This window comes from Liberiplasma polymorphum (assembly GCF_043951795.1).
Taxonomy (GTDB): Bacteria; Bacillota_I; Bacilli_A; order Izemoplasmatales; family Izemoplasmataceae; genus Liberiplasma; species Liberiplasma polymorphum.
Window position 1 is genome coordinate 1 of sequence record NZ_JBIOAG010000042.1, and the last position, 15,971, is coordinate 15,971.

Genomic DNA, 15,971 nt, shown 5'->3' on the forward strand with positions numbered 1-15,971 from the left:
AAAAAAGTCTCAACCATTAGGTTGAGACACACTATACTTAATATCTTTAAATAATATTTTCTTTTCTTCTTCGGTTAAATGACGGTACTTTCCAATAGAAATATCTAAATGAATGTTCATAATTCTTATACGTTTTAGTTTTATGACTTTATAACCAAAATGCTTACACATTCTTCTAATCTGACGATTCAGTCCTTCAGTTAATACTATTTTAAAAGTGAATGCATCAATTTTTTTCGTTTGACAAGGTTTTGTGATTTTATCTAAAATCGGTACACCCTTTGTCATTGCTTTCAAAAATTCGTCTGTTAACGGTTTTTCGACAGTAACAATATATTCTTTTTCATGATTGTTTTCTGCTCTTAATATTTTATTTACAATATCTCCATCAGTTGTAAGTAGTATTAATCCTTCTGAGTCTTTATCCAATCTTCCTACATGAATGAGTCGTTTCGGATAATTAATATAGTCAATAATATTATTTTTAACGTCACTATTAGAAGTTGACACGATCCCAACTGGTTTATTAAACGCTAAATAAATTTTTTCTTCTTTTCTTTGAATACTTTTGCCATCAACTTTAACGTGATCGGTATCTTCAACTGAGGCACCAATTTCTGCTTGTTTATCATTAATTGTTACACGACCTTTTTCAACGAGTCGGTCAGCCTCACGCCTTGAGCAAAATCCTGCTTCAGACAAATACTTGTTTATCCGTGTTGACATATTATCATTCCTTACTAATTACACGATTTAAAACAGTTTAATTATAACGAAAAGCACCTAATAAGTAAACAAAGATTAATGTATTTAAATTGGTATATTAAAGCAATTATGCTATCTTTAAGTTAGAGGTGACTATGGAAAAATATTTAAAAGGTGCATTGGTTTCAAATAGTGCCAGTTTAGGATTAAACTGGATTTATGACATGCCTTATCTAGAAAAATTAGCAGAAAAAGAATACGTACTCTTCCAAAAAGAAGACCCCTTAAAATATCAAGAAGCTAAAAAGTCGTTTTATTCATATCCGCATGCTGATATTGGGGATGTCTCTTTTCAAGGTAATATTTTAAAGTGGTTATATACTGCATTAAAAGAAAATCCTGAGTTAACTAAAGAAGCTTATCAAGATTTAGTGTATGAACACATAAAACCAGCAGGAGATTATGTTGGCTACGCAGAATTTTATGGGCGTAAGTTAGTCGCAAACAAGTTAAATGAACTTTTAAAAAGTGAGCAAGCGCCATACACTTATAATGATGATCAACTCGTAGGTTTTGTTCCTTACTTAGTTTGTAAGGAACTAGGACTTTCAAAAGAAAAAACCTGGTCATTAGCCCAAGCATTTACTAATGTAGAAACCTTTAAAGATTTATATAGTTTTTTTGATACATTACTTGAAAATGTTGCTAAGTTCCCATTAAAAGAGGCTCTTGAAAAAGCCGTTACTTTATTACCAAAAGGCTATTTAGAAAAAGGTAAAAAAGCAATAGAAGTAAGCGATACAAAAACGTTTATTTTAAATCATGCCAACACAGCGTGTCATATTGATCATGCTGTCCCATTAATCATTCACATCATGTATCACACGACTAGTTTTGAAGATGCAGTTACATTAAACACTATAATTGGTGGCGCAAGTTCTGATAGAGGGTTATTACTTGGTGCCTTGTTATCACAAATTTATAGAGTACCAAGTGATTGGGTCAATAAGGTGAATATTAAATAAAGCGTACATTTTTGTACGCTTTTTTTCTATATAATTAATGCTTTTTGTTTACTTTAAACGTTTGAGTCCTCTTCCTAAACTTACCGTACCATAAACGCCGATAATGATCATTGCACTGCCAATAAAGTGGTAATAATATAAAGTTTCATCTAAAAAAACAGCGCCTGCTGTAATGGCAACAATGGTTGCTAAGTTCGCATAAATACTTGATACATGTGCTTCAAGCCTACTTAACGTGAAGTTCACTAAAAAGAATGCAACAATCGACGCGATAATGCCTAAATAAATAAGTGGGAATATAAGTGAGGGATTAAGTAAGTTTAAAGCATACTGCTCAAGTGAACCTGTGATGATAAGTGAAACGATATAAATACTATTAAAAGTTATTGCACCAATCATCATCATAAAGTAGGTTAACTCATAGGCTTTTAGTTGTTTTGATGCGTTTCTTGAGGCTATATTAAATAATGCTGCAGAAATAACCGCACCAAAAAGCAAGAAAAACCCTAATGATTCAAACTGAATGCCTGATGTTGATTTAAATATTTGAATCAGTATAATACCCGATACACTTAATACTATAAAAAATATTTGAGTTAGCGTTGGTTTTTCTTTTAATAATATCGCACCTAAAATACTTGCGAAAATAGGAATTAAAGCAATCATCATCCCAGCTTCACTGCTACTTGTTCGTTGTAATCCATTAACTTCAAATAAAAAATATAAAATGGGTTGTAAAATAACTACAAGCAAAATCGCTTTGATATGATGTTTTGAAAAGCGTATCGTGACTAACTTAAACCTTCTTAAAATTTCAAATACTATAAAGGCTATGGCAAATCGATAACTAATAAGTCCAATAGGGCTTATATACTGTAATGCAACCTTAGAAAACATAAATGAAAATCCGAATATTGTAGCAAATAAAACCCCTGATAAATGTACTAAGAATTGCGGCTTTTTTATTAATTCAATCATAATAAACTCCTATAGATTGTTACATCTTTTCAATTATACAATATTAAAGTTTAGAAGGAAACACAACTAGTAATTAAAATAATGTTTTAAGTTTAACGTTTACATAATAGTAAGAAAATACAGAGGTTTATTTATGATTTAAAGCGCAATTGAGTGTTAGTTATAAGCAATGTATCTTCTAAAAGGTATTTATCCATAGTAATTCTTCTTTATTTATTTTATAATGTTTTATAAATAGAGCTTTACTATACTATTTAATTTATGTAAATGGGTACACTATTATTGAAAGATATGGCATTTACATGTTTATTTACAATATTTTCTTTTAAAATATAGATACACAACTAAACTGACTTTGAGGTGAGGCGCATGTTGGAACTAAGAAGGGTTCATAAAGTTTATCAAAACGGTGAGATGTATGTTACTGCATTAAGAGACATAAATCTTTCTTTTAAAACGCAAGAGTTTGTGGCGATTTTAGGCCCAAGTGGTGGCGGGAAAACTACCTTATTAAATATTATTGGTGGTCTTGATTATTATACGCAAAATGATTTATTTATTAGTGGACAATCCTTAACTGGTTATCGTAGAAGCGATTTAATCATTAACGGGAAGTCTACTAAAATTTTTAATGATCAAGATTGGGACTTATACCGAAGTGAACGTGTGGGATTTGTCTTTCAAGGCTTTAATTTGCTTGCTAACTTGACGGTGATTGAAAATATTGAACTTGCTTTAACCATTTCAGGTAATTTTGAAGAAAATACGAAAGAACTTGCCTTAGATGCTATAAAAAGAGTTGGCCTTAATGGCTATGAAAATCACAAAAATCATCAATTATCGACAGGACAAAAGCAGCGTGTTGCGATTGCTAGAGCCATTGTAAAAGATCCTGATATCATTTTAGCTGATGAACCAACCGGTTCACTTGATGCTGAAAGTCGCATTGAGGTTATGGAACTTATTAATGAACTTGCTAAGGACCGTTTAGTTATTATCGTCACACATAATGAAGATTTAGCTTATAAATATGCAGACCGAATCATTAAGTTAGCAGACGGAGAAGTTATAGAAGATTCTCGTCCAGCAGCACCCACTAAAGATGCAATTCCTTATGAACATAAAAATACGTTCATGTCATTTAAAACCAGCTTTAAATTAGCAGTTAAAAATTTAAGATCAAAACTAACTAAAACCCTTGTGGGTGCCGTTGCAGGTAGTATTGGTATTGCTGGTGTGGCGTTAGTTATGGCTATATCCAATGGATTTGGTAGAGAAATTAGTCGCATTGAAACAGAAACTTTGTCTGCAATGCCTATTGCAATTACAACGGCAGCAACAAGTGCTTCTTCTTTGCCAATTTTTAGTGGAAGTGGGTATATTTATAACTATTCAAGAGAGTTTAATCCAGTTCCTGCTTATAATACCTTAACCCATTCAAACGTTATTACCCCGAATTATTTAGATCATCTTGATAACATTAATCCAGAGTGGATTGATGCGATTCAATATAATTATGGTGTCAATATGGTCTTTATGAAAGAAACCAATGATACTTATATAAACTCTTTTGAGGAAAATGTAAGTTTTAAAAGCTTGCAAAGTAGTCTTTCTTATTTAAGAAGTCAATATACACTTGAAGCAGGTGTCTATCCATCCACACCTTATGAGGTCGTTATCATCGTTGATGTCTTTAATAATATTGATGCCTCAATCTTAAGTTTTTTAGGGATTGAAAATACCCGTGGGGTTCAATTTGATGATGTTATAGGTAGAGAAATACGCTTGGCTTTAAATGATGATATGAACATCGATTATGATCCTGTTAATGCGACATTTTCAAGGACACTTGATGGAGATACTTATGATAATGGAATCGTTTTAACCATCAGTGGGGTATTAAAGGGTAAATCAAATGGGCTAGAAACAAGAACATTTGGTGTTTTCTATCAAGATACATTAGAAAAAATGTATGTTGAAAATAGCCTTAATTCTGATTTATGTGTATTTATAAACAACTATGATCGTACCGATTTCACGCTTGCACAAAATCAAGAATTTGTCCGTGTTAGACGTTTAAATGGTTGTAATGATTTACCGATACATATAAATATTTACCCTGCGAGTCTAAATCAAAAAACAAATCTATTAGTTTACTTAAATAGTTATAATCGCGATTTGCCTGATAATGAAAAAATCTTTTACACTGATTTAGCTGTAACTGTTACTGGTGTACTTAGCAGTATTAGTAGAAATGTAACCTTTATCCTTATTTCACTTGCAGGTATTTCGCTGTTTGTATCCTTAATGATGATAGGCATCTTAATTTATGTTGGTTTACAAGAACGTACGAAAGAAATTGGTATATTAAGAAGTTTAGGCGCAAGAAAAAAAGATATTGCCCATATATTCAATGCAGAAACTATCATTATTGGGTTTTTAGCAGCTTTCATTGGTATAACTACTGCATTAATTCTTAGTATTCCGTTAAATAATTTCTTTGATAGAACCTTGGATGGCTTTGAAAATATTGTAACATTGAGAGTTGTTCATGCACTACTTATTACCTTACTCAGTATATCATTAACTTTATTTACTGGATTCTTCCCAAGTAAAGTTGCTTCTAAAAAACATCCAGCAAGAGCTTTAAAATATAATGAATAAAAGGTAAATTTTACCTTTTATTTTTTTGTATGGTTTGATTCTTAAGAATTTGTTATAATAAATCAATGACTAATTTTGCGAGGTTTATATGAAAAAACTGTTTTTATATATGAGTATTTCATGCATGCTCCAAGTGGGTTTTTATTTTTTATTTATGCATAATCACTTTGCTGTTGATCGTGTATTTTATAACCCAATAAGTATCCTAAGTGTTTTCTTTTTTTTAGGTTTATACATTAAAAAAACACGCTATATTTTAAAACATACCGATAGAATTTGGGTAAACATTAAAATTGCTTTAATGTTAAGTGGCATTTTATTTTCACTACTTGTCATTTTAAGTTTATTAGGAAACATTAGTTTAGCGGTTGTTTACTTCTTTTTTACCAATTTAACTCAGTCTACTTATACTAGTGGTTTACCGACTTTGATATGGCATTATAACTTAGGTGTATTTAATTTAATTATGTTTATGTTAAACATATTTTTAGTTTTAAAAGCTTATCCTAGTAATAAAGAAGAATTAGATGCAAAAGTAATATACATCGGTTTAAGCGTGTTATTACTTTCACTCTATATTTTAGGAATGGTTTTGAACCTACCGTTAATATATTATCATGGCTATATGTTTACCTCGTTTTTTATTTTCTGGTTTTTTATCCCGGTTTTTTACAACTTAATTAATCAATTTCATCACTATTACGGCGTTTTGTTTGCATGGGTAATAACCGCGCTATTCTATTGGCAAATAATCTATCAGTTATTTTCAGATTTATTAAACATTCACGGCTTTATCTTGGGAAATTAAATAAGGATTTTAAAATATCCTTATTTTTTTTTATTTTGATTGAAAATTTCTTTGCGCTGATTTATAGATGCATCAAAATCAACCATTCTTTTAGGGTAATCTTTTCCTAATATAATATTATATGGTGCTAAATCAAGTTGATTTAAACGATGAATCTTATAAATCAAATGACTTGGTAATTGCTTTAAATTAGGCAAATACTTTTTAACATAGGTAGCATCTTTATCGTATCGCTCACCTTGCGTTTCAACATTGAAAAACCTAAATGGGACAACATCATTACCAACACCAGCTATATAAGCCCAGTTGCCATAATTAATGGAGACATCATAATCGATTAACATCATCTCAAAAAAAGCTGCCCCAATTAACCAGTTTAATCCAAGATTTTTAGTGAAAAAACTAGCCACATTTTGTCTTCCTCTATTAGACATAAACCCTGTTTGATGTAATTCTTTAATATTAGCATCAATTAAAGGATAGCCTGTTTTACCCTGAACAAATTTATCAATAAAGCTTTGATTTTCTTCCCAGGTACAATCAATATTTTTAATACCTTTAAGATTAAATATTTTTAATTTATATTTCATGTGAACAAAGATAAAAAAGTCTCGCCAAAGCAGTTCGTAAAATAACCAGTAAGTTGATTCACTTGCATGATGTAAGGATTCGTAATGTTTTAAAGCTTTAACGATAGTCCTTGCAGAAAGTGACCCTTGAGCAAGGTAAGCAGAAAACTTGCTAGAATCATCATCAAAGAGCATATTATTTCTTGTTTCTTTATAGTGATCAATTGCTTTTGATTCAAAAAGATAATAATTTAGTCGTTTAAGGGCCTCGGTTTCGCCGCCTTTAAACTTAGGTTTATAGATATCCTTATAACCAAAATCAGCTACCGAGTTAAAATCAATGATTTCTTTTATTTCAATACTACTTTGAGGTAGCGGTGTAGGGAAAATATTACGAATGATTAGTTTGTCTTCTACTGCATTTTTAAAACTTGTAAACAAGTTAGGTAAATCAACCATTTTAAATGGTAAATCCTCTGGATGAATAAGTGTTTTTTCAAAATAACTGTGAATCTTTATGTCCTGAAATTTATTATTTACTTTCTTCTGAAGTGTTTCTTCTTCAGCACCTACAAGCATGTGGTAATAAATAGAATCGAATAAAAAAACGTTCATGATACGATCAAAAGCCTGTAAGGGTTCATCGTATAAAATAAAAAAAGGAACGTTTAATTTTTCTAGGTGCTTCTTTAAATCTAAAAGACCCTCAATTAAAAATGTTAATCTATTCGCTCCAATTCGTTTAAATTGATATTGCGGGGTTTCATAGATGGTTTTATCTAATATATAACAAGCGATGACTTTATCGTTATCTTTCATCGCAAGAGAAAGTGCTTTATGATCTTGAATACGTAAATCATTTCTAAACCATACTAATGCGTTACTCATAACCTCACCTCTTGTATTCATTATAGTTTAATTAATTTATTTTGCACTTAAGATACTTTAAAAAAGTAACTTTATAAAAGATAGTTAAAATTATGCTATAATTAAGGAAAGATAGGAGGCTTATTTATGAGTAGTTTAAATGAATTTTACGAACTAAATAATGGGGTTAAACTCCCTAAAATTGGGTTTGGAACATCACCACTTAAAGGTGATGAAGCTTATCAAGCGGTTAAAAGAGCACTAGATTATGGCTATAGGCACATTGATACTGCTGCTTTATATAATAATGAAGACATGGTTGGAAAAGCCATCATCGATTCTGGTATTCCTAGAGATGAACTGTTTTTAACAACTAAGCTTGATGCTTCAATAAAAAATTATGATGATGCGATTAATGCATTTAATCAAAGTTTAGACAAGTTAAACTTAGACTATGTTGACTTATATTTAATCCATGCCCCTTGGCCATGGGATGATAAAGAAGGCGACTATCGTGCTGGGAACATAGCCGTTTATAAAGCATTAGAAGCACTTTACCATGAAGGAAAAGTTAAAGCTATTGGGGTATCAAATTTTACTAAAAGTGATTTAGAAAATATCTTAGCAAACTGTAAAGTGACACCTGCGGTCAATCAAATTAGATATTTTGTAGGGATTGACCAAGAAGAAACCGTTAGTTTTTGCCAAAGTAATTCTATTTTAATTGAAGCCTACTCCCCACTTGGTAGAGGCGAAATACTTGAACATGACACTTTAATAAATCTATCAAAAAGATTTGATAAAACACCTGCTCAAATTTGTTTACGTTATTTAATTGATCAACACATTGCACCCTTACCACGTTCTAAAACACCGTTAAGAATTAAAGAAAATTTAGAACTAGATTTTTCTTTATCTAAAGATGATATTAAGACTTTAAAAGCAATTCGATTTGACCCAAGAAAATAAGCGGAGGTAGCTATGTTCGATCTACATCACAATCCCTATTTAACCAAACAAAATATACAAGTATCAAAACGCGGTATGATAGCCTCTTCTAGTCCTTTAGCAGCTCAAGCTGGTCTTGAGATTTTAAAAATGGGTGGTAACGCTGTTGATGCAGCGATTGCGACTTCTGCAATGATTACTGTTACAGAACCTACAAGTAACGGTATTGGTGGCGATGCGTTTTGTATTGTGTGGATAATAGATAAAATGTATGGCTTAAACGCTAGCGGAAAAAGTCCTGAAAGTTTAACCATAGACAAAGTTAAAGCACTTGGTTTCGATACTTTACCTAAATATGGATTAATTCCTGTAACTGTACCAGGGTTACCTTCTGCATGGAAAGCTTTATCTGATCGTTTTGGAAAACTGCCTTTTGAAGTGTTATTTGAACCTGCAATTAAGGTAGCACGAGAAGGTTACGCTGTCAGTGTCTCTTTAGCAGAAGGCTGGAAAAATGCTTTTAATGTTTATGAAAAAGCATTTATAGATGATTCAGTTTTTGATGGGTGGTTTGATACTTTCACAATAAATAATAATCCGCCAAAGGCAGGAGAATTATTTGTAGCTAAAGACCACGCTAAAACACTAAGTTTAATTGCTAAAACAAAAACTGAAGCATTTTATACTGGCGAAATCGCTGACCAAATTCATGCATTTTCAAAAGCCCATAATGGATTTATTACTAAGAAGGATCTTGAAAATCATACCTGTATATGGGTTGAACCTATTTCAGTCAATTATAAGGGTTTTGATATATGGGAGTTACCTCCAAATGGTCAAGGCATTGTAACTTTACAAGCACTCAACATTTTAAAAGAGTGTCAGCTTTCTAGTAAATTAGATATTTCTACGTTACACCATCAAATTGAAGCAACAAAGCTAGCCTTTTCAGATGCGTTTGAGTACGTAACTGATCATACATTCATGAACATTGATTTTAAAGTTCTGCTTTCAAAATCTTATGCGATGAAAAGAGCTAAAGAAATAAAAGAAACAGCAAGTATTCCAAAACCACTTACATTTAATAGTGCAGGCACTGTCTATTTTGCAACTGCTGATCAAGAAGGGAATATGGTATCATTTATTCAAAGTAACTACTACGGGTTTGGAAGTGGTGTTGTAGTTCCAAATACTGGCATTGCCTTACAAAACCGTGGATTTGCATTTACTTTAGATAAATATCATCCAAATAAATTAGAACCAAACAAACGACCATTTCATACGATTATTCCTGGTTTTATTACTAAAGGTACAAAAGCAATAGGTCCATTTGGTATAATGGGTGGGTTCATGCAACCTCAAGCCCATCTACAAGTCCTTACACATATTATTGATTTTAACTTTAATCCCCAAGCCGCCCTTGATGCACCAAGATGGCAATGGATAAAAGAAAATGAAATTCATGTTGAACCTAATTTTGATCAATCATTTATCGACGCATTAATAAAAAAAGGCCACAATGTTATCGTATCGGATAAAATACCACTATTTGGTAGAGGCCAAGTCATTTGGAGAGACCCAATAAGTAAAATCTATTATGGTGCAACTGAAAAAAGAACAGACGGCACCATCGCATTATGGTAAAAAAATAAAACACTTTCATTGAAAGTGTTTTTAAAATAATGTAAAAATACTATTAACGCCAATTATAAACAATAATACCGCAACAACACGACTAAAGACTTTTTCATTAAAGACATGTTGACTTCTAATTCCAAAAAATGTTCCAAGTACCATTACCGGTGTAAAGATTAAAGCCCATAATGCAGTTTGACTCGTATAGGTACTACTAATAACAAATGATATTAAACTTCCTGCATTTAGAATCAATAAAAATAGTGAAACCGTCACTCTAAACTCTGTTTTTTTAACTCCAATATTGCCTAAAAATATTAAAACCGGAACGCTTCCTGCACCAAGTAACGTATTCAATGTTCCCCCAATTAATCCAAGTGGGATGTAGTATCTTTTAGGATGCTTAATGTTAAACTTAATATCAAAAAATCGGTTAATCGCTGTAAATATAAGTAAAATCCCCATTAGCACATTAAAAATTTCAAACGTAACACGTGGTAATAAAAATCCACTAATTAAAGCCGCAACAAATACAGATATAATTAAAAGCAGATACGGTTTATAATCTTCAAACCTTAAGCGTTTGGCAGAAACTAAAATATAAATGTTTAATAATAAATTAATACTAACAATTAACGCTCTTGCTTCTGCTGGTACTAAAAAAAAGGCTATTAATACAGGAATTGCTATTAAACTGGTCCCAAATCCTGTTACCCCTTTTATATATGCAGAGGTAAATAATACTAAACTAATTAGTAAAAACACTTCAAAAGTCATTAAATCACCCACTTTAATTATTATTATACAATTTTTCGATAAAATGTGTAACAGTATTCAATAGATAAGCATATTATTGTTAAATAACCGTATAATTTAATACAATTAAAGTATAAAGAAGTAAATAATTTAAGGAGTGAAACCATGGAAAAAGTTGAATATAATGTTCTTGGCATGCACTGTGTTAGTTGCTCATCCGGGATTAAAAAAATAGTTTCGAAACAAAAAGGGATTGAAGATGTTGAAGTTGAATTATCTGCTAGTAAAATTGTTGTTACCTTTAAAGAGGAAATCAATGATGCTATTGTAGTAGATAATATAGCTCGTTTAGGCTACAAAGCAGTTCGTGCTGAGTAAAATAAAACACTAAGGCTTAGCCTTAGTGTTTTTTAGTGATTTTTAATTTTGCGATAAAGTAGCATTCCACCAAAGATTACTACCGCACTAGATGCGCTAATTGCAAATACTTGATAATTCCCTATTAACCCCATTAATATACCAAATGTAAATAAAAACCATGATAAAATATACCAAAAATAATCTAGTATATTAAATACATAAAACAAAATTGATAAAATAACTGCAGCAATTAAGATAATAACGACTGTGGGATCTATTGTATAAAAAAACTCTTCCATAGTAACACCCTTCCTTTTATGTAATTAATTATAATTTTAGCTTAATTATTATAAATAACAAGCAAATATTTATATGTTATGCACAAAACGTCATTCTATGTTACAATATTACAGATATTATAGGAGCTGAATATTCATGAAAAAACTATTACTTATTTTTTCTTTACCTTTAATTGTGTTTACTCTAAGTGCCTGTTATGAAGCAGCACCTGGTCCAATATCTTTAACCCCCTTTACTGATCAAACATTACTTGATTTAGATTATGAGGGTAAAAGTTTTTTAGAAGATGGTATTGGGGCTGTCACACTTACTAGATGTATTGATGGAGATACTGCCCGTTTTAGTGAAGATGGTGGAGCAACAGATTTTTCAGTTAGATTTTTAGGTATCGATACACCTGAAATCGGAAGAAATGAAGAACCCTGGGGGCGTGCTGCAAGTGACTTTACCTGTGAACGTTTAAGTAATGCCTTTACAATTGTACTAGAAAGAAATTTTGAAGGGCCTTTAAGAGATACTTATGGAACACGTTATTTAGCATTTGTATGGTATGATGGCCGCTTAATCAATCTAGAACTCATCGAACTATCTTATGCGCCAGCTGTTGGTGCAATCACTTTAAAATATGGTGAACAAATGCAAACTGCTTGGTATGAAGCTGTTGCTAATAGAAAAAGAATTCATGGTGAAGAAGATCCAAATTTTGATTATGATAATTAAACTGCACTTTGTGCAGTTTTTTTGATGTTTTTTTTAGCCAATATCGTTTTTCTTAGAACCTATTCTGATTCTAGGATCAATAAAGTAATAGACCATGTCAACAACTAATCCAAAAACAAGGACTAAGCCAACATAAAATATTAAAAGTGGTACAACTAAAGTGAAATTAATTGAGACGAAATATACGCCACCAATAGGCGCCATTAAGTTTCTAAACAATAATACAGATGCCCCTGAAATACTATAAATTAATTCAACAAAGAAAGCCCCTGCTAAAACATTTAAAAACATGGGGGTTAACTCTGGCATAATTGCGATAATATTGTTTTTCAAACGATGCCTATAAGTCGTTTGGATAGTGTTTAATCCTTTTACATGACAAAGTAATAAATAATTATCGTCTGAAGACTCATTTAGTTCACCTCTAATAACGATCATAAACTTAAATATCGCTGGAGAACATAGGGCAATCATTGGAATTACAAAGCCTTTTAGTAACGTTGGTAAATCACTTCCAAAACCTGGAAAAGAAGCCGGCAATATACGGTTTCTTACCCCTAAATAAATGATTAATAACAAAATGAGAAAAAAATGTGGAATTGATCCAGGTATCATCATAATAGTGTATAAAAATTTATCAATAAATTTTCCTCTATTTAAAGAACAAATCACACCAAATAAAACACCGAGTGGTAAATATATTGCTAATGCTACGAAATTTAAAATCAATGTATTTTTAATGTAGGGCATTACAAATTGCCAAACAGGTGTTTCGTTTGGACCTGCAACGCCCCAATCATTGTTATGAACGATGTTGCTAACATACAATTTATAACTATTATAGGACAAATCAAACAAATATTTCATATCATAAGGCGCTCTAAAGACACGTTTTAATAAAAACATTCTTCCAGTGATATAAAAAAATGTCGCAACTACAAATAGTACGATTAATATAAAAAATATTCTAAAAAGGATATAGCGAAGCATAAAATCAGTCCTGTCTGATCAAACCTCCCCATATAATTAATATGGTTATATACTATGTGTGTTATGATTTAGGATTTTCGTGTAATCCAATTTTGTTTCCTGATGGATCAACGATTAATGCAAAATAGCCATAGTCTTCTGAAATATGTGATTTAGGTTTGATGATTTTTGATGATTTAAATGAAAGATTAATTTTATCAATTGTTGATTCGATATCTTCAACTAAAATATAAACCGTTACACCATCTAGGGACGGTGTGATTAGTGCATCGAAAGCTCCATACAAATCATTAGAAGGTGTTTCAAACATAAAATAACGGTGGTTTGTAAGAAAACTTTCTGTAAACTTCCAGTTAAAGAGTGTTTTATAAAAATCTAGCGTTTCTTCAATATTGTTTATTCCTAACTCTATATAGTTAATGTCACCATGCATTTAAAAAACCTCCTTAATATTTAAATAATTTAGAATAACTAATTGATCTTTTTTATTGAGTAAGTTTAATGTTTTATTAAATTGCTCATGATTTATTATTCCATGATTTTTAATATGGTTAATTAAAGCCATTTGTTTATCCATAGGATAATCCATTATATAGTACAATACTACCCAATCTTCTAAACACATAAAAGGAACTTTAACGCCGTAATAATATCCATATTCAATTTTTGTTTGTTTATCAAATGGATAATGATAGCTTTTATCTTTTATGATTTTGAACTGACTCACTAAATCAATTGATATTTCCTTATAAATATAGGTATAAAAATAATCAGATGCGAATGTATCGTTTTTCTTAATAGGCATTGGATATGCTATTTGATCCATAATCATTTTAGCTTTGATTATATCAGTTGGATCAATAAATAAATCTATATCGTTTACGCGATTGACAACACAATGATGATGTAATAAAACAGATCCGCCGACCGCAAAATGTATGTTTTCTTCATTAAAATGTTTAACGATATTGGTTAAAACTTTCATTACATTCTTCATATTAATGGTTTTCATAAAAAGCCTTTTTAGTGTTATATATATTACGATTTAAGCTGTATTCAACTGCTGTTCTTAAATTTCCAAGTTGGTCTTCCCAACATGCTTGATTAATTTTAATCTGTTCAAAATTAAGCGATTCATAAACATGCTGAGCCCTTTTGTTTTCTATCATGGTATCTAGCCAAATACTTTCGATATTATATGTTTCGAATAAGTGGTTAATCATACATTTAAGCGCCTGTTTACCTACCCCTTTATTTTGGGCATCACTCACACAGATTTTAATGCCTACTGTTGCTACAAGATCTTTAATACTAAATGCCATTTCTCCTATTGAAGAATGGTCTGTATCTTCAAGTATCCATAACACTGAATTAGTTTTTTGAGTAGATAATCGATTCTTTAATTGATTAATATCTGTTTTGATTCCATTTGGAAACCCTGCATGTTCCATAACTTTTCCATCAGCCCACCAAGATGCTAATGTAGGTGCATCGTTTGGTTGTGCAACTCTGATATAACCGTTACTAAATGTTAACATTTTAGAACCTCCTATGTTTTAAGTAGTTTCTGTTTTTTTAGATCCTATTTTAATTCTTGGGTCAACTGTGAAATAAATCATATCAATAATTAGTGCAAATATCATTGCCATTCCTGCATAAAAAATGGTTAAAGATACCGCCATTGTAGAATTAATGGCTACAAAATAAGCTTCGTCAACAGGTTGCATTAGACTCCTAAACAGTAGCCTTGCAGATCCGGGTATTCCGTAAATTATCTCAATAAAAAATGATCCAGTTAATACATATAGAAATGTTGGAGTTAATTCAGGAATGATTGGTAAAATACTATTTTTTATACGGTGACGCATGGTTGTTTGAAAATTTGTAAGACCTTTTGTTTTACAAATAATTAAATAACTGTCATTTGCAGTTTCATTAAACTCTCCTCTAACAATATTCATAAATTTGAACATTGGAGGAAAACTTAAGGCAACTAAAGGAATAATCATTCCTTTTATATTTAGAGCCATATCATCTGTAAAACCGGGAAATTGAGCCGGCAAAACTCTCATCCGAACACCCAGATATATGATCAAGATAAACACCAAAAAGAAATGTGGAATTGAACCTGGAATCATCGTTGATAAATAGATTATTTTATCTGTTAATTTTCCTTTATTTAAAGATGCAATCATTCCTAAAATAATGCCTAGAAAAACATAAATTAAAAATGCAATTGCGTTTAAAATCAATGTAATTTTTATATGTGGCACTAAAAATGTCCATACAGGAATATCGTTTGATCCTATGACACCCCAATAATTTTCTGTGAATATCCCTTTGATGTAAGCAATATATCTAGTATAAGCTATACTAAACTCAAAAGCTAAATCATATGGGGCATGTGTATACTGTCTTATGGTAAATATCGTTGACATAATATGAATAAATGTAACAATAATAAAAAGCACTAAAAACATGAGTAAAAATCGGTAAAATAAATAACGTATCATCGCAAAATCCTCCAAGTAATTTAGATAGTAACATATAAAAAAATATATAAATTTATTATACATTTCCCTTATTTATAATTAAATACAAATAAGTGAAATGCATATTTTTAGGGTTGAAATGGCATATTTATGC

At 30.9% G+C, this 15,971-nt stretch carries 17 protein-coding genes; 7 read left to right on the forward strand and 10 right to left on the reverse strand.

The genetic code is table 11. The features are described 5' to 3' along the window. Positions 1-9: 9 nt before the first annotated feature. On the reverse strand, positions 10-726 hold the full coding sequence (rluF, locus tag ACHAJD_RS08535) for a 23S rRNA pseudouridine(2604) synthase RluF (RefSeq protein WP_435585444.1): 717 nt from the start codon (positions 724-726) through the stop codon (positions 10-12). A gap of 134 nt (positions 727-860) precedes the next feature. Here rluF and ACHAJD_RS08540 point away from each other — a divergent pair, with 134 nt between their 5' ends. Then, positions 861-1,730, forward strand: a complete 870-nt coding sequence (locus ACHAJD_RS08540; protein ID WP_435585445.1) for an ADP-ribosylglycohydrolase family protein — start codon at positions 861-863, stop codon at positions 1,728-1,730. Between the two features lie 48 nt (positions 1,731-1,778). On the opposite strand, the gene ACHAJD_RS08545 is transcribed toward ACHAJD_RS08540, so the two are convergent. Next, positions 1,779-2,708: a DMT family transporter gene (locus ACHAJD_RS08545; protein WP_435585446.1), complete on the reverse strand. Its 930-nt coding sequence runs from the start codon at positions 2,706-2,708 to the stop codon at positions 1,779-1,781. Positions 2,709-3,077: 369 nt separating this feature from the next. Here ACHAJD_RS08545 and ACHAJD_RS08550 point away from each other — a divergent pair, with 369 nt between their 5' ends. Both ACHAJD_RS08550 and ACHAJD_RS08555 read left to right on the forward strand, forming a co-directional pair. Beyond that, positions 3,078-5,372 carry an ABC transporter ATP-binding protein/permease gene (locus ACHAJD_RS08550; RefSeq protein WP_435585447.1) on the forward strand — a complete coding sequence of 765 codons (2,295 nt, stop codon included), beginning with the start codon at positions 3,078-3,080 and terminating at the stop codon, positions 5,370-5,372. An 88-nt stretch (positions 5,373-5,460) separates the two neighbouring features. Then, a complete protein-coding gene (locus ACHAJD_RS08555; RefSeq protein WP_435585448.1) occupies positions 5,461-6,180 on the forward strand; it encodes a hypothetical protein in 720 nt (239 codons plus the stop codon). A 20-nt stretch (positions 6,181-6,200) separates the two neighbouring features. Here the strand turns inward: ACHAJD_RS08555 and ACHAJD_RS08560 are convergent, their stop codons facing one another. Next, the gene (locus ACHAJD_RS08560; protein WP_435585449.1) at positions 6,201-7,637 is read right to left on the reverse strand and encodes a DASH family cryptochrome; all 1,437 of its coding nucleotides are present in this window, start codon (positions 7,635-7,637) and stop codon (positions 6,201-6,203) included. 126 nt (positions 7,638-7,763) lie between these two features. Between ACHAJD_RS08560 and ACHAJD_RS08565 the strand changes: the two genes are divergently transcribed. Further along, positions 7,764-8,585 carry an aldo/keto reductase gene (locus ACHAJD_RS08565; RefSeq protein WP_435585450.1) on the forward strand — a complete coding sequence of 274 codons (822 nt, stop codon included), beginning with the start codon at positions 7,764-7,766 and terminating at the stop codon, positions 8,583-8,585. Positions 8,586-8,597: 12 nt separating this feature from the next. Further along, complete coding sequence (locus ACHAJD_RS08570) at positions 8,598-10,208, forward strand: gamma-glutamyltransferase family protein (RefSeq protein ID WP_435585451.1); 1,611 nt, start codon at positions 8,598-8,600, stop codon at positions 10,206-10,208. 30 nt (positions 10,209-10,238) lie between these two features. Here the strand turns inward: ACHAJD_RS08570 and ACHAJD_RS08575 are convergent, their stop codons facing one another. Further along, complete coding sequence (locus ACHAJD_RS08575; protein ID WP_435585452.1) at positions 10,239-10,976, reverse strand: sulfite exporter TauE/SafE family protein; 738 nt, start codon at positions 10,974-10,976, stop codon at positions 10,239-10,241. A gap of 144 nt (positions 10,977-11,120) precedes the next feature. Between ACHAJD_RS08575 and ACHAJD_RS08580 the strand changes: the two genes are divergently transcribed. Beyond that, entirely contained in the window at positions 11,121-11,333 is a 213-nt protein-coding gene (locus tag ACHAJD_RS08580) for a heavy-metal-associated domain-containing protein (protein WP_435585453.1), read from the forward strand. Positions 11,334-11,365: 32 nt separating this feature from the next. Here the strand turns inward: ACHAJD_RS08580 and ACHAJD_RS08585 are convergent, their stop codons facing one another. Further along, positions 11,366-11,614, reverse strand: a complete 249-nt coding sequence (locus ACHAJD_RS08585; protein ID WP_435585454.1) for a hypothetical protein — start codon at positions 11,612-11,614, stop codon at positions 11,366-11,368. Positions 11,615-11,750: 136 nt separating this feature from the next. Here ACHAJD_RS08585 and ACHAJD_RS08590 point away from each other — a divergent pair, with 136 nt between their 5' ends. Continuing rightward, on the forward strand, positions 11,751-12,335 hold the full coding sequence (locus tag ACHAJD_RS08590) for a thermonuclease family protein (RefSeq protein ID WP_435585455.1): 585 nt from the start codon (positions 11,751-11,753) through the stop codon (positions 12,333-12,335). A gap of 33 nt (positions 12,336-12,368) precedes the next feature. Here the strand turns inward: ACHAJD_RS08590 and ACHAJD_RS08595 are convergent, their stop codons facing one another. The 5 genes from ACHAJD_RS08595 to ACHAJD_RS08615 form a co-directional block, all read right to left on the reverse strand. After that, positions 12,369-13,325: an ABC transporter permease subunit gene (locus ACHAJD_RS08595; RefSeq protein ID WP_435585456.1), complete on the reverse strand. Its 957-nt coding sequence runs from the start codon at positions 13,323-13,325 to the stop codon at positions 12,369-12,371. Between the two features lie 61 nt (positions 13,326-13,386). After that, the gene (locus ACHAJD_RS08600) at positions 13,387-13,758 is read right to left on the reverse strand and encodes a VOC family protein (protein ID WP_435585457.1); all 372 of its coding nucleotides are present in this window, start codon (positions 13,756-13,758) and stop codon (positions 13,387-13,389) included. Beyond that, positions 13,759-14,337 carry a nucleotidyltransferase family protein gene (locus ACHAJD_RS08605; RefSeq protein WP_435585458.1) on the reverse strand — a complete coding sequence of 193 codons (579 nt, stop codon included), beginning with the start codon at positions 14,335-14,337 and terminating at the stop codon, positions 13,759-13,761. Then, on the reverse strand, positions 14,324-14,863 hold the full coding sequence (locus tag ACHAJD_RS08610) for a GNAT family N-acetyltransferase (RefSeq protein WP_435585459.1): 540 nt from the start codon (positions 14,861-14,863) through the stop codon (positions 14,324-14,326). Before ACHAJD_RS08610 ends, ACHAJD_RS08605 begins: the two co-directional genes overlap by 14 nt. Positions 14,864-14,881: 18 nt before the next feature. Beyond that, a complete protein-coding gene (locus ACHAJD_RS08615) occupies positions 14,882-15,838 on the reverse strand; it encodes an ABC transporter permease (RefSeq protein WP_435585460.1) in 957 nt (318 codons plus the stop codon). Positions 15,839-15,971: the final 133 nt, after the last annotated feature.